Annotated in this window: 22 protein-coding genes; 13 read left to right on the top strand and 9 right to left on the bottom strand. The window is 60.1% G+C overall.

Translation table 11 applies throughout. The features are described from left to right. The first annotated feature begins 4 nt into the window (after positions 1–4). A complete protein-coding gene (locus tag C7H09_RS01650; protein WP_106760916.1) occupies positions 5–3,235 on the top strand; it encodes an efflux RND transporter permease subunit in 3,231 nt (1,076 codons plus the stop codon). 14 nt (positions 3,236–3,249) lie between these two features. Here C7H09_RS01650 and C7H09_RS01645 read toward each other — a convergent pair whose 3' ends face one another. Further along, complete coding sequence (locus tag C7H09_RS01645) at positions 3,250–3,735, bottom strand: potassium channel family protein (RefSeq protein WP_206074248.1); 486 nt, start codon at positions 3,733–3,735, stop codon at positions 3,250–3,252. 76 nt (positions 3,736–3,811) lie between these two features. Between C7H09_RS01645 and C7H09_RS01640 the strand changes: the two genes are divergently transcribed. From C7H09_RS01640 to C7H09_RS01630, 3 genes are all read left to right on the top strand, one after another. After that, the gene (locus C7H09_RS01640; protein WP_106760914.1) at positions 3,812–5,053 is read left to right on the top strand and encodes an efflux RND transporter periplasmic adaptor subunit; all 1,242 of its coding nucleotides are present in this window, start codon (positions 3,812–3,814) and stop codon (positions 5,051–5,053) included. After that, a complete protein-coding gene (locus C7H09_RS01635; protein WP_106760913.1) occupies positions 5,050–8,202 on the top strand; it encodes an efflux RND transporter permease subunit in 3,153 nt (1,050 codons plus the stop codon). Before C7H09_RS01640 ends, C7H09_RS01635 begins: the two co-directional genes overlap by 4 nt. Positions 8,203–8,272: 70 nt before the next feature. Next, on the top strand, positions 8,273–8,545 hold the full coding sequence (locus tag C7H09_RS01630; RefSeq protein WP_106761175.1) for a lipocalin family protein: 273 nt from the start codon (positions 8,273–8,275) through the stop codon (positions 8,543–8,545). Positions 8,546–8,554: 9 nt separating this feature from the next. Here C7H09_RS01630 and C7H09_RS01625 read toward each other — a convergent pair whose 3' ends face one another. The 5 genes from C7H09_RS01625 to C7H09_RS01605 all read right to left on the bottom strand — a co-directional run bounded on the left by C7H09_RS01625 (position 8,555) and on the right by C7H09_RS01605 (position 12,915). Continuing rightward, positions 8,555–9,475 carry a flagellar motor protein MotB gene (locus tag C7H09_RS01625; protein WP_106760912.1) on the bottom strand — a complete coding sequence of 307 codons (921 nt, stop codon included), beginning with the start codon at positions 9,473–9,475 and terminating at the stop codon, positions 8,555–8,557. A gap of 3 nt (positions 9,476–9,478) precedes the next feature. Further along, positions 9,479–10,255 (bottom strand): flagellar motor protein PomA, encoded by a 777-nt coding sequence (gene pomA, locus C7H09_RS01620; protein WP_106760911.1) that lies wholly within the window; start codon positions 10,253–10,255, stop codon positions 9,479–9,481. Positions 10,256–10,315: 60 nt separating this feature from the next. Continuing rightward, positions 10,316–10,744, bottom strand: a complete 429-nt coding sequence (locus C7H09_RS01615) for a YkvA family protein (protein WP_106760910.1) — start codon at positions 10,742–10,744, stop codon at positions 10,316–10,318. 56 nt (positions 10,745–10,800) lie between these two features. Continuing rightward, the gene (locus C7H09_RS01610) at positions 10,801–11,382 is read right to left on the bottom strand and encodes a tRNA-uridine aminocarboxypropyltransferase (RefSeq protein ID WP_106761174.1); all 582 of its coding nucleotides are present in this window, start codon (positions 11,380–11,382) and stop codon (positions 10,801–10,803) included. A gap of 207 nt (positions 11,383–11,589) precedes the next feature. Continuing rightward, positions 11,590–12,915 (bottom strand): DASH family cryptochrome, encoded by a 1,326-nt coding sequence (locus C7H09_RS01605; protein WP_106760909.1) that lies wholly within the window; start codon positions 12,913–12,915, stop codon positions 11,590–11,592. 25 nt (positions 12,916–12,940) lie between these two features. Between C7H09_RS01605 and C7H09_RS19820 the strand changes: the two genes are divergently transcribed. Then, entirely contained in the window at positions 12,941–13,102 is a 162-nt protein-coding gene (locus tag C7H09_RS19820) for a hypothetical protein (protein ID WP_165794766.1), read from the top strand. Further along, entirely contained in the window at positions 13,099–13,779 is a 681-nt protein-coding gene (locus C7H09_RS01600) for a cytochrome b/b6 domain-containing protein (RefSeq protein ID WP_106760908.1), read from the top strand. Before C7H09_RS19820 ends, C7H09_RS01600 begins: the two co-directional genes overlap by 4 nt. Before the next feature lie 19 nt (positions 13,780–13,798). Here the strand turns inward: C7H09_RS01600 and C7H09_RS01595 are convergent, their stop codons facing one another. After that, positions 13,799–14,260, bottom strand: a complete 462-nt coding sequence (locus C7H09_RS01595) for a c-type cytochrome (protein WP_106760907.1) — start codon at positions 14,258–14,260, stop codon at positions 13,799–13,801. 134 nt (positions 14,261–14,394) lie between these two features. Between C7H09_RS01595 and C7H09_RS01590 the strand changes: the two genes are divergently transcribed. The 3 genes from C7H09_RS01590 to C7H09_RS01580 all read left to right on the top strand — a co-directional run bounded on the left by C7H09_RS01590 (position 14,395) and on the right by C7H09_RS01580 (position 16,303). Further along, complete coding sequence (locus C7H09_RS01590) at positions 14,395–14,820, top strand: hotdog fold thioesterase (protein ID WP_106760906.1); 426 nt, start codon at positions 14,395–14,397, stop codon at positions 14,818–14,820. 240 nt (positions 14,821–15,060) lie between these two features. Then, complete coding sequence (locus tag C7H09_RS01585; RefSeq protein ID WP_240616476.1) at positions 15,061–15,864, top strand: substrate-binding periplasmic protein; 804 nt, start codon at positions 15,061–15,063, stop codon at positions 15,862–15,864. Further along, positions 15,845–16,303, top strand: coding sequence for a YchJ family protein (locus C7H09_RS01580; RefSeq protein ID WP_240616475.1), 459 nt, complete (start codon positions 15,845–15,847; stop codon positions 16,301–16,303). Before C7H09_RS01585 ends, C7H09_RS01580 begins: the two co-directional genes overlap by 20 nt. A gap of 4 nt (positions 16,304–16,307) precedes the next feature. On the opposite strand, the gene C7H09_RS01575 is transcribed toward C7H09_RS01580, so the two are convergent. Continuing rightward, a complete protein-coding gene (locus C7H09_RS01575) occupies positions 16,308–16,688 on the bottom strand; it encodes a rhodanese-like domain-containing protein (RefSeq protein ID WP_106760905.1) in 381 nt (126 codons plus the stop codon). A 90-nt stretch (positions 16,689–16,778) separates the two neighbouring features. On the opposite strand from C7H09_RS01575, the gene rarD reads away from it, so the two are divergent. The 3 genes from rarD to C7H09_RS01560 all read left to right on the top strand — a co-directional run bounded on the left by rarD (position 16,779) and on the right by C7H09_RS01560 (position 19,775). Next, a complete protein-coding gene (rarD, locus tag C7H09_RS01570) occupies positions 16,779–17,675 on the top strand; it encodes an EamA family transporter RarD (protein WP_106760904.1) in 897 nt (298 codons plus the stop codon). Next, entirely contained in the window at positions 17,672–17,896 is a 225-nt protein-coding gene (locus C7H09_RS01565; RefSeq protein WP_106760903.1) for a DUF3565 domain-containing protein, read from the top strand. Before rarD ends, C7H09_RS01565 begins: the two co-directional genes overlap by 4 nt. A gap of 202 nt (positions 17,897–18,098) precedes the next feature. Further along, positions 18,099–19,775: a methyl-accepting chemotaxis protein gene (locus tag C7H09_RS01560; RefSeq protein ID WP_106760902.1), complete on the top strand. Its 1,677-nt coding sequence runs from the start codon at positions 18,099–18,101 to the stop codon at positions 19,773–19,775. Between the two features lie 10 nt (positions 19,776–19,785). On the opposite strand, the gene C7H09_RS01555 is transcribed toward C7H09_RS01560, so the two are convergent. Beyond that, positions 19,786–20,667, bottom strand: coding sequence for a LysR family transcriptional regulator (locus tag C7H09_RS01555; protein ID WP_106760901.1), 882 nt, complete (start codon positions 20,665–20,667; stop codon positions 19,786–19,788). 96 nt (positions 20,668–20,763) lie between these two features. Here C7H09_RS01555 and C7H09_RS01550 point away from each other — a divergent pair, with 96 nt between their 5' ends. Further along, positions 20,764–21,537, top strand: coding sequence for a cation diffusion facilitator family transporter (locus C7H09_RS01550; protein ID WP_106760900.1), 774 nt, complete (start codon positions 20,764–20,766; stop codon positions 21,535–21,537). Positions 21,538–21,540: the final 3 nt, after the last annotated feature.

Below are 21,540 nucleotides of genomic sequence, written 5' to 3'. Positions count from 1 at the left end.
CGCAATGAATCAATCCCTGCCTCCGGTCGGCCCCTCCGGCGTTATTGCCCGTGCCTTCCAGAATAACCATCTGACCCCGTTACTGGCGATCCTGGCCATCCTGCTAGGCGTGCTTTCGGTGGTGGTTACCCCGAAAGAAGAAGAACCCCAGATTGATGTGACCATGGCCGACATCATGGTGGCCATGCCGGGCGCCAGTGCCCGACAGGTCGAGAGTGTTATTGCCACACCTGCCGAACAGGTGATGAGCGAAATCAAAGGCGTTGAGCACGTGTACTCGGTGTCCCGCCAGGGGCAGGCGGTCATTACCGTGGAGTTCGAGGTGGGCATCACCCGCCAGGAAGCCCTGGTGCGCCTGTACAATCAGGTTTATTCCAACCAGGATTGGCTCCCAGCGGATCTGGGAGCCTCGCAACCCCTGATCAAACCCCGGGGCATCGACGATGTACCGGTGATGAGTCTGACTCTGTTCGACCCGGACAACAGCCGTTCCGGTGAAGAGCTCACCCGCCTGGCTCATATGCTGGAAGTGGCCCTGAAGCGGGTACCCGGCACCCGGGACATCTACACCATCGGTGGTGTGCCGGATCGGGTAGACATTGTTTTTGACCCGGCCCTGCTGGCGGGTTTTGGATTGGGTACTGCCGATATTGCCAGTGCACTGGCGTCGGCGAACACGGCTGGCCAGGAAGCCCGCATTACCCGCAACAATCTGTCCATCCCGGTACAGGCCGGAACACTGCTGCAGTCGGAAGAGGAGGTGCGCAACCTGGTGGTGGGCATGCACGACGGCGCGGCGGTGTTCATGCGCGACGTGGCCCGGGTGCGCCGGGGCGGTACGGTTCCGGATCAGAGTGTGATGACCGGCTTTGGCCCGTCTCATCCCTCGTTTAAGGCCGGTGAGCCTGGCCAGGTGTATCCGGCGGTGACCCTGGCCATTGCCAAAAAGCCGGGCGAAAACGCCATCGACATCACTACCGCCATCCAGGCCCGCCTGGACGAACTGCGTAACCGGGCCCTGCCAGCGGATGTGGAAGTGCTGGTTACCCGCGATTACGGCGTGACGGCCTCGGACAAGGCTCAGAAGCTGATCTCGGATCTGGCGTCGGCGACCGTGGCGGTGATGTTGCTGGTGTTGGCAGCCATGGGTTGGCGCCAGGCGTTGATTGTGGGTGTCTCGGTACTGATAACCCTGTTGCTGACTCTGGTGTTCTCCTGGGCCTGGGGATTCACCCTGAACCGGGTCTCGCTGTTTGCGCTGATTTTCTCCATCGGCATTCTGGTGGATGACGCCATCGTGATTACCGAGAACATCAACCGGCGCATCCAGAATTCCAGCCGGGCCATCAAAGACATTATCCCGGTGGCCGTGGACGAGGTGGGTACGCCCACCATCATGGCCAGTCTGACCATCATGGCGGCGCTGCTCCCCATGGCCTTTGTCACCGGCCTGATGGGGCCCTACATGAGCCCGATTCCGATCAACGCTTCGGCCGGAATGGTGGTGTCGCAGATTGTTGCGTTCGTGGTTGCACCCTGGCTGGCCTTCCGGTTGCTGAAACATCGTAAAGCGGAGGGTTCCCAGCCTGCCGGAGATTCCGCAAGTTCCGCCGAAGGCGCCAGCCCGCTGGCCCTGAGTATTTTCAACCGAGTGCTGGGGCCGTTTCTGGGTGAACACATCTGGCGTCGTCGGCTGCTTGGCCTGGGGGTACTGGCATTGACCCTGGCGGCGGCGTCGCTTCCGGTGCTTCTGGTGGTGATTCTGAAGATGCTGCCGTTCGACAATAAATCCGAGTTCCAGATCGTCCTCGATATGCCGGAACACACGCCGGTGGAGCAGACCCAGCGGGTGCTCACCGACATGGGGCAGCATTTGGAAACCGTGGAGGAAGTGTCGGACTGGCAGGCTTATGCCGGTACCGCATCACCCATCAACTTTAATGGTCTGGTGCGCCAGTATTACCTGCGCAATGATCCTTACCAGGGTGATATCCAGGTCAATCTGGCGGCCGCCGACCAGCGCCAGCGTCAGTCCCACGATATTGCCCAGAGCCTGCGGGCTCCTCTGAAGGCGATTGCTGACCGCCACGGTGCCAAGGTGAAAATTGTCGAAGTACCGCCCGGGCCTCCGGTGCTGTCGCCGGTGGTGGCGGAAATCTATGCCGCCGATGCCGACCGCCGGGCCGGGCTGGCGAATCTGGTCGCCACTGACATGGCGCAGATTGAGGGGCTGGTGGACATCGACACCACCCTGGAGGCGCCCACCCGCCAGTGGGAAGTGGTGGTTGACCGGGCCCGGGCGGCACGGTTTGGCGTGTCCCAGGCGCACGTGGTTGAAACCCTGCAGGTCGCCCTCGGCGGCCGCAGCGTGGGGTATCTGAACGACGAACAGGCCAAGTATCCGGTGCCTATCCGGGTCATTCTGGCGGAGGGGGATAAGGCGCAGCCTTCGGCCTTGCTGTCGCTCAAGGTTCGGAGCCGTTCCGGCGATCTGGTGTCGTTGGCCAGCATTGCAGATATGCACCAGGCCGACTGGCTGGGCGCGATTTACCACAAGGATCTGTTGCCGGTCACCTACGTGACCGCCGACATGGCCGGTGACATAGATTCACCCCTGTATGGCATGTTCCGCATGGTAGACCTGCTGGAAAGCCGGGACGATGCGCCGGAACAATTCTATATTCAGCAGCCACCCTTACCGGAGAAGGGCACCCTGAAGTGGGACGGTGAATGGCAGATCACCTACGAAACCTTCCGGGATATGGGAGCGGCCTACAGCGTGGGCGTGTTCATGATCTTCGTGCTGCTGGTGGCGCAGTTCCGTTCCTACTTGCTGCCGCTGATCATCATGGCACCGATTCCCCTGACCCTGATTGGCATCATGCCGGGCCATGCGCTGCTGGGTAAGGAGTTCACCGCTACCAGCATGATCGGCATGATCGCCCTGGCGGGCATTATCGTGCGTAACTCCATCCTGCTGGTGGTGTTCATCCAGCAATTGCTGGACGAAGGCATGGAACTGGAGCGGGCGGTAGTGATGGCTGGCGCCGTGCGCATCAAGCCCATCCTGCTGACGGCGATTTCCGCAATGGTGGGCGCGTATTTTATCCTGAACGATCCCATCTTCAATGGCCTGGCCATTTCGCTGGTGTTCGGCCTGGCCATGTCCACCCTGTTTACGGTGATTGTGGTACCGCTGCTGTATTACACCATGGCCCGTTGCAAGTGGATCTGACTGAACCTGCGGCGTTATCGGGTGGGCCAGTAACGCTGCATTTCCAGGTACAGGAACGAGGCGCTCCAGGTAATCAGTAACAGGCCGGTGAGCGCCTCAATGCCGGTCAGGTGTCGAAGCAGGCCAATCGCTTCGATATCGCCATAACCGAGCGTGGTAAAGGTGGTGAAGGAGAAATAAGCGCAATCCAGCAGGGTGCCGTTGAAATTGCCGCCCAGCTGGCCCCAGCCGTCGGCGTGGTGCATCAGGTAGAAAGCCCCTGCGAATGCCCAGACCTGCAGGGTGTGGGCGGCCAGGCAACCGAGCACGGCAACAATCAATCGAAAATGATGGCTCTGGCGCATCCGGCCCATCAAGCTGCTGAGCCGAACCAGGGCTTCATTGTGAATAACCACCACCAGGCAGACCAGCAGCGCATTGAGCAGGGTGACGTTGAGCAGCGTGCCGTGACTTTCTTCCACAGGGTGAGTCCTGGTCGGGAGTCGGGTTGACCGGGTCATCCGGATGTTGTTGAAAAATGTATAGTAACGTTACCGTTGTTATGCACCTTCTATTTTAACGGAGCGGCAAGGCCTCATGTCCAGAAAACTTCTCCCCCTGTTGATCCTTGCGGCGGCCGTAGCGGTTTTTGCATTGTTGAAGATCACCCGACCGGAACCGGAACAGGTGTCGGCCAGTGAGCGCAGCTGGCTGGTGCAGGTGCAGACGGTGACCCCTGGCGTGGGTACGCCGGTGCTGTCGCTGTATGGCGAACTGGTGGCGCCGGATGAGCAGACCATCACCGCCACCTTGCCCGGGCGGATTGCGCGGTTGCCGGTGCGGGAGGGCCAGCAGGTAAGCCGGGGCGAGCTGCTGGTGGCACTGGACGAATCGGATCTGGAGCCGGTACTGGCAGAGGCCCGGGCCCAGGTGGCCGACCTGGAGGCCCAGGCGGCGGCGGAACAGGTACGCTACCGTAGCGATCGCCAGTCGCTGACCAGCGAACAGGCCATTCTTGACAACGCCCGGCGGCAGTTCGAGCGGGTTGAGTCTCTGGTGGCGCGTAATCTGGCTTCCCGGGAAAACCTTGAGGCGGTGACCGATGCGCTGGCCCGGGCCGAGTTAACGGTGCAGAACCGGGAACGGGCCATTGCCGAGCATCCCACCCGCTTGCAGAGCCTGCAGGCCCGGTTGTCCCGGGCCCGGGCCCAGTTGTCTGCCACCGAACTGGATAGTGAGCGGGCCAGGGCCGGTGCACCCTTTGACGGCGTGGTGACTGGCCTTCAGGTGGCAACTGGTGATCAGGTGGCGCCCGGCCAGCCTTTGTTGTCGGTGTATCCGGTGCAGGGGTTGGAAGTGCGGGCCCGGGTACCTCAGGCTTTTGTACCGGAGCTCAGTGAGGCGCTGGCCCGCAACCAGTCCTTGATAGCAACGGCAGACGCTGGCGATCATCAATTCCGGTTGGAGCGCTTTGCCGGACGCTCGGACGCCGCGGGCACGGAAGCCGTGCTGACCCTGCAGGGCGAGCCCGGGGGGCTTCGGCCCGGCGCTCTGCAATCCCTGGTGCTGCAACGGCCAGCCCGGGACAACACGGTGATGGCCCCTTACAGTGCACTTTACGGCGCCGACCGGATGTATCTGCTGACCGACGAGGGCCGGATGCAGGCCATTACCGTGGAACGGGTGGGTGAAACCCGTGATCGCCAGGGTAACCGGCAACTTCTGGTGCGCAGCGATCAGCTGACCCGCGGTGCCCGGCTAATCATCACCCACCTGCCTAACGCCATCACCGGCCTGAAAGTGGATGTGGCGACTGCCGCCGGAGCACCTGCCTCATGAGCGAACGGCGCGGCGTTATCGGTTTTTTTGTACAGCATCGGGTGGCTGGCAATCTGGTGATGCTGGTTATGTTGCTGGCGGGGGCGCTGGCCCTGAGCCGCATGAACATCCAGTTCTTTCCGACCTTCGCTCTGGATGTGGTGAGTGTGCGGGTGGTGTGGAGTGGCGCCTCTGCTGAAGACGTGGAGCGGGGCATTACCGATCCGCTGGAACAACGGTTGCGCAGTGTCGATGGACTGAAAAAAATGACCTCGACCTCGGCCCAGAGTGTGTCCTCCATCACCCTTGAGTTCAAGGAAGGTACCGACCCGATACAGGCGTTGGACGACGTGCGCCAGCAGGTGGATGAATTCACCAATCTGCCTTCAGAGGCAGAACAGCCTCAGATTGCACGCATCGAACGGTACGAGCCGGTGGCTCGCCTGTTGGTGTATGGCAATGTCGCCCGCTCCGAGTTGCGCCAGCTGGTGTACCGGTTCGAGGATGAGCTGCTGGATCGGGGCATTGATCGTGTGGCCATCCGCGGTTTGCCGGAACAACAGATCAGCATCGATGTGCCGGTAGAGCGGCTGGAAACCCTGGGCTTGTCGCTGGAGCAGATTGCCGACCGGGTGGCTGCAGTGTCCCGGGATTTACCCGCAGGCATCATGGCGGAGCAGGATGCGGCCCGGGAACTGCGGGCGGTTGAACAGCGCCGCAGTGTCAGTGGCTTTGAAACGGTGCCGGTGATCACCGGTGACCGTATCCGGTTGCAGCTCGGGGATATTGCTATTATCCGGCAGGAAGCGCGGGACAATCAGACCCTGCTGGAAAACGAGGGAATGCCCGCGGTGGAGCTGCGCCTGCAACGGGCGGAAAACGGCAACTCGCTGGCGGCGGCCAAGGTGCTGGAGAACTGGCTGGCGGAGGTGCGGCCGGGGTTGCCGCCGTCGGTGGAGCTGAAAGTATATGACGAAACCTGGCAGCTGATCGAAGATCGCATTTCCCTGCTGGTCAACAACGGCCTGGGCGGTCTGCTGCTGGTGGTGGGCCTGCTGTATTTGTTTCTGCCGGGCCGCGTGGCCGCCTGGGTTGCGATTGGTATTCCCACCGCGTTTCTGGCTGCCCTGGGGGTGTTGTGGCTGCTGGGCGGTACCCTCAACATGATTTCCCTGTTTGCCCTGATTATGGCGCTCGGGGTCATCGTGGATGATGCCATCGTCGTGGGCGAGGACGCCGATGCCCATGCCCGGCTGGGGGAAAGCTCCCAGGCCGCCGCCGAGGGCGCTGCCCGGCGTATGGTATGGCCGGTGCTGGCTTCCTCACTGACCACCGTGGCGGCGTTCATGCCACTGCTGGTGGTCGGCGGGGTGATCGGTAATATTCTCGGAGACATCCCGATCGTGATGATCTGCGTGCTGGTGGCCTCCTTGCTGGAGTGCTTTGTGGTGCTGCCCGCCCATCTGCGCCATGCTTTCAAGATCAGACCGGGCGAGCCCGACAAACCCCGGGCCGGTAACGCGGTCACTCGCCTGAGAGGGCGTTTTGAACAAGGCTTTGAGCGGTTTCGGGACGGCACTTTCCGGCGCCTGTCGCGTTACAGTCTGGAGCATCGGGGCGCTACCCTGGCGCTGGCTCTGGGGCTGGCCATTATCACGGTTGGTTTGCTGGCTGGCGGCCGCCTCGGGTTCAATTTCTTCCCGACACCGGAGCCGTCGGTGTTTTACGCCAACGCCACCTTTGTGGCTGGCACCGACCGGGAAACCGTGAACGGCTTTATCGTCGATATGCAGCAGGCCCTGAACGACACTGAACAGGCGCTCGGCGGTGACCTGGTGAAGCATGCCGTGACCACCTACGGCGCGACCCAGGGTGCCGAAGGCAGTTCCCGTAATGATGATGGCCTCGGGTCGATGCTGGTTGAGCTGGTGCCGTCAGACCGGCGGGCCGTTCGAAATGCCGAGTTTATCCGGGAATGGCGGGCCCGACTGTCGCTGCCCGCTGGCCTGGATAGTCTGAATATTACCGAACGCCAGGCGGGCCCGCCCGGGCGGGATGTGAATGTGCGCCTGACCGGCACCGAAGCCCGGGCCCTGAAAACCGCCGCGGCCGAACTGGGTGAGGCCATGGCCAGTTTGCCGGGGGTGCTGGATGTGGAAGATGACATGCCCTGGGGCCGGGAACAGTTGATTTATCAGGTCAGTGACCATGGCCGCGCACTTGGATTGACCACAGTGGAGCTGGGCCGCCAGTTGCGGGCGGCTTTCGATGGCCGGATCGCCCAGATTTATCAGGATGGTCGTGATGAGGTGGAGGTGCGGGTGCGCTTGCCCCGGGATCAGCGGGAGCACTACGCCACCCTGGAACGGCTGACCGTGCGGGTGCCCGATGGGCGGTTTGTACCGCTGACCCAGGTCATGAATCTGGATCATCAGCAGGGTTTTCAGGCGCTGCGTCATGCCGATGGCAAATTGTCGGTGGAAGTGACTTCGGCCCTGGATGCCGGCGTGACCACCACCGCGCAGGTGCTCGAGAGCCTGGAATCCGGGCCATTGCAGGACATCACCAGCCGCTACGGAGTGCGTTACAGCTTTGAAGGCCGATCGGCGGATCAGCGGGAAAGTCTGGATGATATGAAGGTGGGCTTGATGATTGGCCTGGCCCTGATGTACGTGGTGCTGGCCTGGGTCTTTGCTTCCTGGAGCCTGCCGCTGATTGTGATGGCCATTATCCCGTTCGCGCTGGTGGGGGCGCTGTTGGGGCACTGGGCGATGGGGCTGCAACTGACCATTCTGTCCCTGTTCGGGCTATTCGGCCTGTCGGGCATCGTGGTGAACAACGCGATCATTCTGGTGACCTTCTACAACCAGCAGCGGGCGCGGGGGCTGGACATCACCGAGGCACTGAACGAGGCGGCGGTGCAGCGGGTTCGCGCAGTGTTACTCACCTCCCTGACCACCATCGGTGGCCTGATGCCACTGTTGTTCGAAACCTCCCTGCAGGCCCAGTTCCTGATTCCGATGGCGACGTCCATCGCCTTTGGTCTGGGGCTGTCGACGGTGCTGGTACTGTTCGTGATACCGGCCTTGCTATCCTGGGTAGAGCAGGCGCGCGCCTGGCGGGCACGGCGCAGGGGCACCACCGCAGAACCTCTGGGAGCCGCAGACTGAAGCGCGAGAGGCCCACTGGGCGCAACTGAGGTGGGGCAAGCTCGGGGTGGTGTTTCAGGAAGCCAACCTGATGCCCACGCTGACCTTGCTGGAAAATGTACAGTTGCGGGCGGGCCTTGCCGGGCAAATCATAATGGCGCCGGATGGGGCTTCGGCTGGCGCTCCCCGGCGCTGGCGATTGCAGGTGGCGGATTTCGGGGTCGACCTCCGGGTATCGGCGCCGCCAGGGGATTACTACAACCAGGGTCTTTACCCCTACTGGGAAAGCCCGGTCAGGGTTGAGGGCAGCCATACCGGTGTTGGTTATATGGAGCTGACCGGCTACCACAGAACCGCCGAGTGAGGGATTGGCCTACCAGGTGATCTCACCGGAACTGACGTTGTCGGCCTCAATGCCAATAATGGCTTCCTGATCTTCGGTATCCCGGGACTGGATCAGTTCCCGCAGGCGGATTTCCTGCTCTTCCATGGGTTCCGATAGGTCGACCACAATCTCGACCCGCCGGTTTTTCGCCCGGTTGTCCGGGGAGTTGTTGGCGACACGGGGCTCGGTGTCGGCCAGCCCGGTCACCCTCAGCCGACCTGGTTCCACCTGATCTTTGGCCACCAGAACGTTGGCCACCGCCGCCGCCCGGGCGGCCGATAGATCCCAGTTACTGTAAAAACGGTCGGTACGGATTGGAATATCGTCGGTGTGGCCTTCAATGGCCAGATCGCCGGGCATTTCCGCCAGCACTTCGGCCATATCCAGCAGTAAACCCTCGAACTCCCAGGTCAACTGGGCGGAACCGGATGGAAAGGAGCCTTTCTCTTCGACCCGAATCACGATCCGGCGCTGGTCTTCGGAGACGTTGATGCGGCCATCCTTGATGGCTGGCTCCAGCACCTCGAGAATCCGCGCCATGTTCTCGTCCATTTCTTGCTGAATGCTTTCGGTTATGGCTTGTTCTTCCGGACTTTTGAGCGTTTGCAGTTCCGGTTGCTGGTCGGTGGTGGTTTGTTTGATCTCATTGACCAGCGTCGGCTCTGGCGGGGCAGGCGAGAATTCGTCAAAAATCGGGCTGGTGCCCATGGGAATTTCCAGGGCGGGCACATCCCGTTGCACACCGAAGGCCTTGGCCAGTTCACCGGCAATCTGCTTGAACTTCATGGCGTCGATTTCAGAGAACGACAGCAACAGCACGAAGAAGCACATCAGCAGCGACATCAGGTCGGCGAAGGTCATGACCCACGCCGGAATGCCCGGTTTTTCCTCTTCCGGCAAATCGTCCATGGCTTACCCCGTTGCCGCCTCGGCTTCACCGTTCTTGGCCCGTTCCTTCGGCGGCAGGTAGCTGGACAGCAACTGCTCGATAATGCGCGGGTTGGTGCCTTCCTGGATGGCCACCAGAGCGTCTATGTAGAGGGACTGGATGCGGGCTTCTTCGGTCATCCGCAGCGACAGTTTGTCGGCAATCGGGGTGGCGATCATGGTGGCAATCATGGCGCCGTAGAGCGTGGTTAGCAGGGCCACCGCCATGGCCGGGCCGATAGACTTGGGGTCTTCCATGTTCGACAGCATCTGTACCAGACCAATCAGGGTACCGATCATGCCCATGGCCGGGCCCACATCCGCCAGGGCGGTAAAGACCTTGGCGCCGGAACGGTTGTGCTCGAGCGTCATCAGGCGCTCCTTGGAGAGCAGCTCCTTGATGGTGCTGGAGGTCTGGCCATCCACCAGCATCTGAATGCCCTGCTCGAGAAACGGTGAGCTGACTTCGCGGCCTTCCAGCCCCAACACCCCTTCTTTTCGGGCCACCTGGGCCACATCAACCAGTTCGCTGATCAGTGCCTGGACTTCCGGCAGTTTGAACTTGAACGCCCGCGCAGCTGCCTTGAAGGCGCCGAAGAACTGGGCAATGCTGAATTTCGCCAGCACCACCAGCAAGCTGCCGACCACCACGATCAGCATCGAGGGTACGTTGATAAACACGCCGGGGGATGCGCCCAGTATAACGGCAGACGCAATCAGCAAAATGGCGCCAACCAGGCCTATCAGGGTTGCAAAATCCACAATGACTCCCGTTCAATGCAGAGAAAAATTCAGGGTGCGCGGAGCATAGCGCCTGATGAATTACTGAGCAATTCCGTTTTGGTCTTGTGCGGCAGGTTCTGCTACCGTTTCTTTCCACGCAGCATAGCGGTGAAGATCGGATTCCACCAGTTTAAGGCAGAGCGCGACCACACCGGCGTCATCCAGGAAACCGAAGCCAAGAATCAGATCGGGAATCAGATCCAGCGGGTTCATCACGTAGATCAGCGCACCGGCAATGGCCGCAATGGATTTCCAGGGAATGGCCCGGTATCGGCCCCGCCAGTAATCCCGGATCAGCGAAAACATTAGCCCGACATCGGTGGAAAAACGGCGCAGACGGCCACTGTTTCGGACTTTTTCTTCGATGGCTTTCTGGCGCTCCAGAAGGCCTTCCAGGTCACCCTGGTGAACCTTGCCGGACTCTTCCTTCAGCTGTCGGGCAGCGGCTTTTTCAGAAAATAATGCCATAGCGTTTACCGGTTGCTTGAATCTGTTGTCCACAATAACGGATAGGCCATTGTCCGTCACCTGTGCTCGGGCGGCACGAACGCCAGCAGTTTCTCGACCAGGGCCTGCTGGGCCTGCAATAACGGTTGTGTGTTCAGCCCGGGTTCCGTCACCGACAGCAGGTGGGCGACGGCTTCTGCAGTGGATAGCTGACCGGCTTTCGGTGCCTTGCGAATTCGGTAGCCTGAGGTTGGGGCATCGACAAAATGAAAACTCGGCAGGGTTGCCAGTGGCGGGTTGCCATAGAGGATTTTGGCGGCCTTGCGCCAGGTGCCATCCAGCACCAGCCACTGCTCGATGTCACGGGCACTCTCGGCAGTCAGCGGCTGACTGTCGGGGCCGGGAAACAGCAGCCCGGTGCCCGGGTGTTGCAGCCGTTGCTCAAGCCCCAGAGCGTCAAACGATGCCGGTGATTCGCCCACCAGCACCTCAATGTTCTGCAGGCACTGCTGCAACAGCCGAACGGTGCCCTTGCTGTGCCCCACCTCGGACGGGTGCTGAAGAATCAGCAGCCGGCGCCGGTTGGCAACGCTGGCACAGTCTGCACAGACGCAGATGTTCGGGTGCTGGCCACACAAGGGGCAGAGGGGTCTGGCCATGCTCAACCAACGAAAATTCGCTTGGCCGGCCCGGGAATCCGGGTCTTTGGCGGCCGGGAACGGGGCGGTTTCGGGGTTGTCGAGAAACCGTTGTACGTTGCCGTCGTGATCGGCACTGGGGTAAATCCAGAAGTTGGTGCGGGGCAGATCAAGTTCTCTCCGTGCGGAATTCGTGGCCCGTGCTCGGTTCTCAGTTATGGCCGGTGCTCAGTAAATCGGCCAGTCCGCCGCATCGACCGTGTGCAGTCCCACAGACTGGCTACTTTGGCCGTGCCAGCGCTCGATAAAGCGCCCGTCCGGGTCGTACTGTTCGGTTTGCTTTTGCAGGCTGAACCGGCGCAGTCCGCGGGGATCGGCACCCACGCCCGCCAGATATTGCCAGTTGCCGTAGTTGCTGGCGACATCATAGTCCACCAACTGCTGTTCGAACCAGGCGGCGCCGTACCGCCAGTCCAGCTCCAGTTCGTTGACCAGGCAGCTGGCCACCAGTTGTCGGGCCCGGTTGCTCATGTAACCGGTGGCGCGCAGTTGATTCATGGCAGCATTGACAATGGGATACTCGGTGTTGCCCTCGCACCAGGCCTTGAACCGGTGACCGTAAAAGGTCACCGGGCGCGGGTTGCGTTGCACGCCGCTGCGCTTGAAAAGCTGATTGCCGTGGCGAAAACCATACCACAGGAAATATTCCCGCCAGAGCAGTTCAAACCAGAGCCAGTAGGTGGATTCGTTGCGGGTATGTTCCCGTTCATACTGTTCAATGGCTGCGGCCACTTCCCGCACCGATAGGCCGCCGTTGGCCAGCCAGGGTGAGAATTTTGAGGAAGAGTCCCAGTCATCCAGCGCGTTGCGGGTTTCCTTGTAGCAGGCAATGCCGTGTCGTTCAAACAGGAAGGCCTGCAGTTGCGCCAGGCCCGCCAGCTCGCCACCAGTAAAGAACGGCGGTTGCTCCGGCTCCGGAATGGGCGGGCACTCGCCCCGGTTGTCATTGATGAACCCGGGTGGGGGTGGCAGGGCGCCGGGGGTGCGGATGCGCAGCACCTCCGGCGCCGATTCGTCGGCCTGCTCAATCTGCTTGCGGAACCGGGAAAAGGTGTCCGGGAGCTGCGCCAGGGCCATGGGCAGCTGATGCTCGGTAAACAAGCCGAGGGTTTCAAATTCCTGGCAGGTGAGTTCTGGTGCTTGTTGCTGAATACTTTGCCACTGCCGGGCTTCAAAACTGCCCGGTATCCGCGACCGTACCAGGCGCTTCAGCTTGTGTTCCCGGGTCAGCCCGGGCAAGACTTTCTCCGGGTAGCCCCAGGCAATGTACAGTCGCTGGCCCATGGGGCGCAGGCTGCGCTCCAGCGCCATCAGGCTCTGCCACAGAAAACGCCAGCGATGATCGCCCATGGGGCGGCACTGGTGCTGGTTGCTAATAAACCAGCGGGGGTCGACCACAAACACACACAGCAGGCGGTTGGCGCGGGAGGCTGCCAGCAGTGCGGCGTTGTCGTGCAGGCGCAGATCGCGGGTAAACCAGTAAAGGGTGTCCAAAACATTCGGCTCCTGTGGCAGTACAATGGTTGAAGATACGCAAAAGACAGGGGAAAAGATTGTGCCAGACGGCACACTTGCGGGGCCGATGGTTGTTGGCGGGAACCTGTGGGGAATTAGTTTGTCTGTTGTTGCCGGTTTTGCCGGGAATACAATGATGTCTGAGCGAGAAAAGGATTCTGAATGAAAACTATACGGCTATGGGATCTGCCCACCCGCCTGTTTCACTGGCTGTTGCTGGCGGCTGTGCTGGGTGCAGTGCTGTCTGTCAAGGTTGCTGGTTCGATGATGTGGCATGAGCGCTTTGGTCTGGCCATTCTGGGCTTACTGAGCTTTCGGGTTGTCTGGGGGTTTGTTGGTTCCACCTATGCCCGTTTCGGCCAGTTTGTGCAGGGCCCTGCCGCGGTGGCGGGGTATTTTCGCGGCCAGTGGCGGGGCGTGGGCCACAACCCGCTGGGGGCGTTGTCGGTGCTGGCCTTGCTGGGGCTATTTGGTTTTCAGGCGGTCACCGGGCTGTTTGCCAACGATGACATTGCCTTCAATGGGCCTTTGTATTCGCTGGTTACCTCCAGTGGCAGTGATACCGCGAGCAGCTGGCACCGGCTGACCGAATGGTTTCTGTATGGCCTGGTTGCCTTGCACATACTGGCCGTTGGTTTTTACAGTCATGTTCGAAAAGACAACCTGGTGCGCCCGATGATTACTGGCCGTAAAGACGTGGCGGATGAACAGGCGCAAAGCGCCCGGGGCGGTGGCCCGCTGGCCTTTGTGGTGGCCGTTGCGGTGGCGATTGCAGTGGTCTGGGCGGCCAATGGCGGGCTGTTGCCGCCGCCTCCGCCACCACCCCAGGATCTGGGATGGTGACGGACAAAGAGGGCTGAGTTTACTTGGCCCGGAAGTTGTCGTGGCAGGCCTTGCAGGTTTCGCCAACCTTGGCGAACTGGCGGGCGATTGCGGCTTTATCACCGCCTGCGGCAACTTCCTGCAGCGCGTTGGCTTCGCGCACGAAGCTCACGGCAATTTCGCGAACCTTCATGGGTTCTTCGAAGAAATTTGGCTTCAGACGAGTGTTTTCTGCCCGATCGTTGGCGCTGTCACGGCTGTACAGAACACTCATGCCGGAATTGGCAACCGCAGCAATGGCGTTGGCCGCTGCCAGCATCTGCTTTTCGTCAAAGGCAACCTCGCCATCGATGGCCTGGGCTTTGATCTTACCCATGTTCCAGGCGGCAAACTGGTAAGCCGACTGGCGGGTTTTGATCTGATCTTCCACGCTCATCTGGGCGGCAGCGGGCATTGCCAGGACAGTTGCCAGCACACCGGCGGTGATGAATCCTTTTTTCATTCCTTGTTCCTCTCTCATGGTCATTGGTTCTGTTTTAAAAATGCTCTATAAAGGCATGGCGGTGAGCATGCTACCTGCATAGGCTCATATCCGACAGTTATAAACGACTAAAGTTCAATCTGGAGAAATGCACGATGTCGATCTGGACGGTAACCCCGAGCCTGGAAGCCATGGCCGAGTCAAGCAAGAATACGGCAGTCAGCCACATGGGAATCGAATACCTGGAAATCGGGGACGACTTTGTTCGCGGGCGGATGCCGGTGGACCATCGCACCAAGCAGCCTTTCGGCATTCTGCACGGCGGCTCTTCGGTGGTTCTGGCGGAGACCCTGGGCAGCATGGCGGCCAACTGCTGCCTGCGGGAGCCGGGCACCATGGCTGTGGGGCTGGATATCAACGCCAACCATATCCGACCGGTCAGTGGCGGTTGGGTATACGGTACGGCCCGGCCCCAGCACCTTGGCAGCACCACCCAGGTATGGGAAATCCGGCTGGAGAACGAGCAGGGCAAACTCACCTGCATCTCGCGCCTGACCATGGCGGTAACCAAACGCCGCTGATCCGCGGTGGCCCGGTTGCAACGGCATATCTCTGTGGTTGTGCCGTTGTCCCCATTCAGGCTGACCTGCCAGCGGACACATCCGCACAATTGCTCACCCCTGATTTGACGGATATCAAAGGATCGACCGCAGCTTTTCCCGGCCCTCTGCTATACTCGATGTTTCTGATTGATTAGACGTTTTCAATCTGCAAGGTGAAACAGCGGAGTGCATTTGGCGATAAGAATCAGGCGTAGCCCATTGTGTTTCGCGATTGCAGGGCTGCTTGCGGCTCTGGTTTGCTGGCCCGCCACGGTGTTTTCGCAGCCCGGTGATGCCGTTCAGTGCAGCAAACTGGTGGTCAGTGGTAACCCCGAGTATCCGCCCTTGTTGTGGGTGCCCAGAGACACGCCGAAAGTGTTGGTCGGCGCAGTGCCGCAATTTCTGAAAGAAGTGGTCAAACCGCTTGGCCTCGAGGTCGAGGTTCGCAACATTGGCTCCTGGGCCCGTGTGCAACGCCTGGCAGAGCTCGGCGAATTAGACCTGGTGGCGGGTGCATTCATTACCAGCGAGCGGATAACGTACATGGATTACGTGCTGCCGCCGATGGTGCAACTGCCCACCAACGTCTGGGTGCGCCGGGACAAGGTTTTCCAGTACCGGCACTGGCCGGATCTGGTAGGTAAACGCGGTTCGACCCTGATCAATAACAGTTTCGGACAGAATTTTGACAGCTTTGCCGAGGAGAACCTGGATATCCTCGGGGTTCGCTCCATTGAACAGTCCTATCTGATGGCAGAAATCGGGCGCGTGGATTTTGTTCTGTACGAGTTGCTTCAGGGCAAGGTAAAGCTCGAACGCCTGGGCCTTGAGGCGGATTTTGTTGCGCTTGCCCCGCCGGTTAGCAAGGAAGGACTGTTTTTTGCCTTTCCAAAGAAATCCCGCTGTAACAACGAGCCATTGCGCGAAGCGTTTATGGATGAGCTGCTGGCACTGAAGCGAGCGGGGCGATTTGAGCAGTTAATTGATGAGTATGCCGAGAAATATGTCCGGGAAGTCCGCTGACCAGCTATGCCCCTGCGGCAGTCATGCCTTGTACCAGGCCTGCTGTCAGCCCTTTCACAAAGGCACCGGTGCGCCCACTCCCGAAGCCCTGATGCGCTCTCGCTACACGGCCTTTGTTCTTGGCGACAGTGAGTACCTGCTATCAACCTGGCATCCGGATACCCGGCCCAAAGAGTTGGGGCTGGATGACGGGCCCGGCTGGGTGTCGCTACAGGTTCTGTCGGCGAGCGAACGGGGTGACCTCGGGCAGGTACATTTTCGTGCCGTGTATTCGCTGGAGTCGGGTTGGGGCTACCTGGAGGAAGAGTCCGGCTTCCGGAAACTGGATGGGCGGTGGTTTTACCTGGCGGGCAAAACCACCGAGGGCCGGTTGAAACCCGGCCGCAATGAACCCTGCCCCTGTGGCAGTGGCCGCAAGCACAAAGCCTGCTGCCTGTAGCGGGTCAGCCGAAGCTGGGGAGATCCGGCTTGGCCACGGGCTTGCCGGCATTCACCCAGGCATCAAAGCCGCCTTCAATAGACTGCACGTTCAGATAGCCCATTTCTTTCAGCGCCCGGGCACTCAGGGCTGCTCGCCCGGAGGATTTGCAGTACAGCACGATCTTGAGCTGGCGGTCTTCCAGGGATGGTTCGTTGGTGAAACGGAATTCCAGCATACCCCGGGAAATATTGACGGATCCCGGAATGTGGCTGGCGCGAAATTCATCGGCATCGCGAACATCCAGCAACAGGTCGGCGTCTTTGATGGCTGCATCGGCATTGGCCAGCGATACTTCCTGGATCTCCTGTTTGGCCTGGGCAACTAGGTCTTGTGCGGTTTTCATGGCGATTCCTGTTCATGGCAAGTTGATACCAGAGGTTAAGCCATTTCCGGTGCTCTGTGCTAGATTACATGCCCGTTTGATGAGGAAGCTATGAAAGTAACCAACGAATCCACCCGGGGTGTCGCTTACGGGCTGGGCGCTTATACCCTGTGGGGCTGTTTTCCCCTGTATTTCGCGTTGTTTGGCGGCATCCCTGCGTGGGAAGTTCTGATCCACCGGGTGATCTGGTCCTGCCTGTTCCTGGCAGTGGTGATCAGCCTGCTGAAGCGCTGGCCACCGGTATTGGCGGCCTTGAAACAACCGAAGCGGCTGGGTTTTGTGCTTGGCTGTGCCGTGTTTATTGCCATTAACTGGGGGATCTATATTTACGCTGTTGAAACCCGGCATGTATTGCAGGCCAGTCTGGGCTACTTCCTGACCCCATTGGTAAACGTGGGTCTGGCCATGGTGGTGTTGTCGGAACGTATCTCGAAACTGCAGATGGTGGCGGTGGTGCTGGCGGGCGCGGCCATTCTGTTTCAGCTGGTTTTGCTGGGCGAACTGCCCTGGATTACTCTGGTGCTGGCATTCAGTTTTGGCACCTATGGCCTGTTGCGCAAGAAGGTGGAGCTGGACGGCTTGTCCGGTTTGTTTGTGGAAACCCTGCTGCTGTTGCCGCTGGGTTTGCTGACCCTGGCTGTGATTTCTTCCATGGGGCTGTCCCATTTCTCGGGCAGTGCCTCAAATGCCCTGCTGCTGGCATCCAGTGGCGTGGTTACTGCGGTGCCTTTGCTGGCGTTTGCCGGAGCGGCCCGGCGGCTGAAACTCTCGACTGTGGGCTTTCTAATGTACATAAATCCGACCATTCAGTTTCTGATTGCCCTGTTTGTGTTTGATGAGCCGCTCAGCACCGGCAAACTGATCAGTTTTGTGCTGATCTGGATCGCGCTCGCTATCTACTCCTGGTCAGCCTGGGCGGGGCGGGAGCGCAAGGTGGCTCAGGCATGAAGCAGCCGATTACCGGATACCACAAAGACGAAGAAGATCACTGGGTGGCCCAGCTGGCCTGTGGCCATAATCAGCACGTTCGTCACCAGCCGCCCTGGGTAAACCGGCCCTGGGTGATCACGCCCGATGGGCGCCAGTCGATGTTGGGTTTTGAGCTGGATTGCAAAAAGTGCGATGAGGGGGTGCCCCGGGATCCACAGCCCGCATCCGAACGTTGCTGACGCTATCTCCTGTCTTTTGCAGTAACCGTAATAGACCTTTGCTTCTCCGGGTGCAAGTCTTTGACTGGGCCAAGGGCTTCATATACAAACGGTCACCGGCTCAAGCGGGTGCTTGCGCTGCCGATAAGTATAGTTGCGTATGCATGTTGCCCCTGTATTGGCCGCCCAGGTCGCCAGGTAGTGGAACTCCGGAGCAGAATTCATGACCTTCATAAGCAAGTTGAAAATCCGAACCCGGTTGCTGATCGGTGTATTGTTGCCGGTTATTGTCACGGCCGTGGTTATTGCGCTGGTAACCGCGAACCAGATCAGGACGAACGGTGAGGCGGAGCTTCGTCGGTTGGAGCAAGGATTGCTTGAGTCTCGTAAGGAAGGCCTGAAAAATCTCATCGAAAGTGCCCGATCCGTGGTGCTGGAAGCCAAAGCAAGGCCCGGCCTGACAGAAGTCGAGGCAAAAGAAGAAGCCCGCAATCGATTGCGTTCTATCAAGTTCGGCCAGAACAACTATGTGTTTGCCTATACGCGGCAGGCAGATAACCTGGCCTATGCCCCGGATCCCTCCAAAGAGGGCCCTACCACCAACCCGAATACACGAAAGCTGGTATTCGGTCTGTTTGATGCCGCCACTGGCGACGGCTTTATGCCCTACGACTGGATGAACCCGGCGTCTGGCCAGATCGAGCCCAAAGTTTCTTATTCCAGCATTATTCCTGGCTGGGACTGGATGATTGGCGCCGGGGTATACGTAACCGACATTCAGACTCAGGTTGAGCGCGCCCGGGACAAGATTGATGAATCCATGGCGTCTGCCCTGACGGTTATTTTTGCGGTGTCGGTACTGGTTGTGCTGGTGGCGTTGGTGATCGGCCTGATCGTTGGCCGCACCGTAACCGCACCTCTGGCCCGAGTCAGCGACATGATGCAGGAAATTGCCGAGGGCGATGGCGATCTGCGCCAGCGGCTGCCCGAAGATGGCCGCGATGAACTGGCGGAGCTGGGCCGGCGCTTCAACCATTTCGTGATCAAGATTCAGAACACGATCCGCGAGGTGGGCTCCACCACCGACCAGGTGGCTTCGGCGGCCGAGGAGCTCAGCCGGGTGGCCAATGAAACCCGCCAGTCGGTGCAGGAGCAGGGCTCTGAAACTGATCAGATTGCCTCTGCGATCAATGAGATGGCGGCAACGATCCAGCAGATTTCCGGCAATGCCAACGAAGTGGAAGGCGCAGCCTCCGATGCGGACCGGATGGCCAAGGAAGGTGGAGAAACCATCAGCAGTGCCCAAGGTTCTGTGAATCAGTTGTCCGAAGAAATGGAGGCAACCGCCCTCAGTATCAACGCGCTGGCGGAGAAGTCCAATGATATCCAGCAGGTGCTGGATGTCATCCATGCGGTGACCGAGCAGACCAACCTGTTGGCACTGAACGCCGCGATTGAAGCTGCCCGTGCCGGTGAGCACGGCCGGGGCTTCTCGGTAGTGGCAGACGAGGTTCGGCAACTGGCCAAGCGCTCAGCGGAATCCGCTGACCAGATCCGTGAGATGATTGACGGATTTGTTACCGAATCAAAAGCCTCGGTGGAACGGATGAACCACTCCCGACAGAGCTCGGAAGCGACGGTGGAGCGGATCAACCATGCAACCACGGCTCTGAACACCATTGTCACCTCCATCACGCAGATTCACGATCAAGTGACTCAGATTGCCACGGCTGCGGAGCAACAAAGCCAGGTGGCGGAAGAGATCAACCAGAACGTGGTGCGCATTGTGGATGCCGCCCAGCGCAGTGATACCGGGGTTACCCAGACCAACGAGGCCAGCCATGAGCTGGCGCGACTGGGTGAGCACTTGCGGGAACTGGTGGCGCAGTTCAAGGTATAAAGCTTGCAGATCAGGCGTGGGGCTCCAGATAGGCCTCCAGCTCATTGGCCAGCCAGCCTACCACCGCGCCGCCCTGGGCCTGTTCAGACTCCAGGGCACTGAACACCTTCCACCACTGGGCACTGCGGTGGTGGATGGTTTTCAGCTGTTCTTTGCGTAGCGCCTCGGCAATCAAAGGCAGGGGCAGATCGGCCCAGCCCGCACCTTCAATCACCGCATCCCGAATCAGTTCGTACTGAGTGAACGCCAGGTAGTTGGCGGTTTCCGGCGATTCTGCCACCAGCCCGGATTCGTCCATATAGGCCAGAGTCACCTCGGTGTGGCCAATCAGATCGTCCTGTCCCACCCGTTTCAGCTGGCTTAGCGGATGCTCCGGGGCGGCCACCGTTAACATCCGCACATCCGCCAGTTCCCGGAACCATTGATAGCCCTCACTCAGCAACTCTGGCATCAGGCCGTAAGCCACATCGACCGCCTGGTTGCTGACCAGTGAGGTCAGTTCCCGGGGTGGCGCCAGGTACACCGACAGGCTGGTTTTTGGAAACCGCTGTTTCAGGCGGCGCAGAATATCCCGCCAGATTTCTTCGGGAATGGAGTCGTCCCGGGCGATGCGCAATACCGATTCAGCGCCGCTGAGGTGATGCTGGCAGCGGGCCATGATCTGCCCGGCGACCTGATCCAGTCGCCGGCAGTCGGTCAGTATCGACTGGCCAATGGTGGTCAGCTCCAGTCGGTTGCCGGAGCGCTCGAACAGCGCCACGCCCAGCTCATCTTCCAGTGCCGCCAGTACCGTACTGACGGTCGTCCGGCTGCGGTTCAGCTCCCGTGCGGCGGCGGCAACACTGCCGTTTTGAACCACGGCCAGGAATGTCCGGATCTGGGAGGTTTTCATAGGGGGTACTCCGTAGCGACGGAATGACCGGCGCTCACTGACTTAGTGAAATGATCGAATGGCCATAATATGGCTTCCTCTTCTCAGGAGGTCAAAATGTTTACTTCTCTGGCGCGGGAAAATATGGCGCTGACAATTTCTGCTGCCGGTGCTGCGATGTTTGCAGTGGCCGGAATTGTGTGGGGGCTCTGGGTGGAATCCATGGTGATTCTGTTCGACGGTGCCTACTCCCTGATCAGCCTGGTGCTGTCCCTTCTTTCTCTCTACGCCGCCCGTCTGGTGCGCCGCCCGGCCAATGCCCGGTACCCGTTTGGATTCGGTGCTGTTGAGCCCCTGGTGATTGCCGTCAAGGGCCTGGTGATTGCGGTTCTTTGCGTACTGTCCCTGGGTTCAGCCATTGTCGCCCTGGTGCAGGGCGGCCGGCCGGTTGAGGCCAGCATGGCGGTACTGTTCGGCCTGGTGAATGTCGTGGGCTGTGGTCTGGTCTGGTTTTACCTGCACTGGAGTAGCCAACGTTCGGGTTCTGGCCTGGTGAACGCGGAAAAACGCCAGTGGCTGATGGATACCGCTTTGAGTGTGGCGGTAATGCTGGGTTTTGCGGGCGCCTGGTTACTGGAGCAGAGCCGCTGGTCGCATCTGTCGGTGTATGCCGACCCGGCAATGATGCTGGTGATCTCTGTGTACTTCATTACCGTGCCAGTGAGGATGATTCTTGAGTCGATTCAGGAGCTGCTGCTGGCCGCCCCCGCCGAGACTGCCATGGATGAAGTGCAGGAAGCGCTTGAGGGCCTGGGGCTGGATCCTGACCGGGTCAAGGTGGCCAAAATTGGTCCCACGCTTCTGCTGGAAGCACGCATGGTACGAATGTAGAAA

Origin of the sequence: Marinobacter fuscus, assembly GCF_003007675.1 — a bacterium.
Classification (GTDB): Bacteria; Pseudomonadota; Gammaproteobacteria; order Pseudomonadales; family Oleiphilaceae; genus Marinobacter; species Marinobacter fuscus.
This window is presented reverse-complemented; position numbering and strand designations above follow the sequence as displayed.

Coding starts and splice junctions, on each gene's coding strand:
- C7H09_RS01615 (WP_106760910.1), bottom strand. CDS start 10,744: ATGGCATTATTTTCTGAAAAAGCCGCTGCCCGACAGCTGAAGGAAGAG.
- C7H09_RS01635 (WP_106760913.1), top strand. CDS start 5,050: ATGAGCGAACGGCGCGGCGTTATCGGTTTTTTTGTACAGCATCGGGTG.
- C7H09_RS01555 (WP_106760901.1), bottom strand. CDS start 20,667: ATGAAAACCTCCCAGATCCGGACATTCCTGGCCGTGGTTCAAAACGGC.
- C7H09_RS01575 (WP_106760905.1), bottom strand. CDS start 16,688: ATGAAAACCGCACAAGACCTAGTTGCCCAGGCCAAACAGGAGATCCAG.
- C7H09_RS01645 (WP_206074248.1), bottom strand. CDS start 3,735: ATGACCCGGTCAACCCGACTCCCGACCAGGACTCACCCTGTGGAAGAA.
- C7H09_RS01650 (WP_106760916.1), top strand. CDS start 5: ATGAATCAATCCCTGCCTCCGGTCGGCCCCTCCGGCGTTATTGCCCGT.
- C7H09_RS01600 (WP_106760908.1), top strand. CDS start 13,099: ATGAAAACTATACGGCTATGGGATCTGCCCACCCGCCTGTTTCACTGG.
- rarD (WP_106760904.1), top strand. CDS start 16,779: ATGAAAGTAACCAACGAATCCACCCGGGGTGTCGCTTACGGGCTGGGC.
- C7H09_RS01595 (WP_106760907.1), bottom strand. CDS start 14,260: ATGAAAAAAGGATTCATCACCGCCGGTGTGCTGGCAACTGTCCTGGCA.
- C7H09_RS01630 (WP_106761175.1), top strand. CDS start 8,273: ATGCCCACGCTGACCTTGCTGGAAAATGTACAGTTGCGGGCGGGCCTT.
- C7H09_RS01560 (WP_106760902.1), top strand. CDS start 18,099: ATGACCTTCATAAGCAAGTTGAAAATCCGAACCCGGTTGCTGATCGGT.
- C7H09_RS01550 (WP_106760900.1), top strand. CDS start 20,764: ATGTTTACTTCTCTGGCGCGGGAAAATATGGCGCTGACAATTTCTGCT.
- C7H09_RS01590 (WP_106760906.1), top strand. CDS start 14,395: ATGTCGATCTGGACGGTAACCCCGAGCCTGGAAGCCATGGCCGAGTCA.
- C7H09_RS19820 (WP_165794766.1), top strand. CDS start 12,941: ATGGTTGAAGATACGCAAAAGACAGGGGAAAAGATTGTGCCAGACGGC.
- C7H09_RS01580 (WP_240616475.1), top strand. CDS start 15,845: ATGTCCGGGAAGTCCGCTGACCAGCTATGCCCCTGCGGCAGTCATGCC.
- C7H09_RS01625 (WP_106760912.1), bottom strand. CDS start 9,475: ATGGACGATTTGCCGGAAGAGGAAAAACCGGGCATTCCGGCGTGGGTC.
- C7H09_RS01610 (WP_106761174.1), bottom strand. CDS start 11,382: ATGGCCAGACCCCTCTGCCCCTTGTGTGGCCAGCACCCGAACATCTGC.
- C7H09_RS01565 (WP_106760903.1), top strand. CDS start 17,672: ATGAAGCAGCCGATTACCGGATACCACAAAGACGAAGAAGATCACTGG.
- C7H09_RS01640 (WP_106760914.1), top strand. CDS start 3,812: ATGTCCAGAAAACTTCTCCCCCTGTTGATCCTTGCGGCGGCCGTAGCG.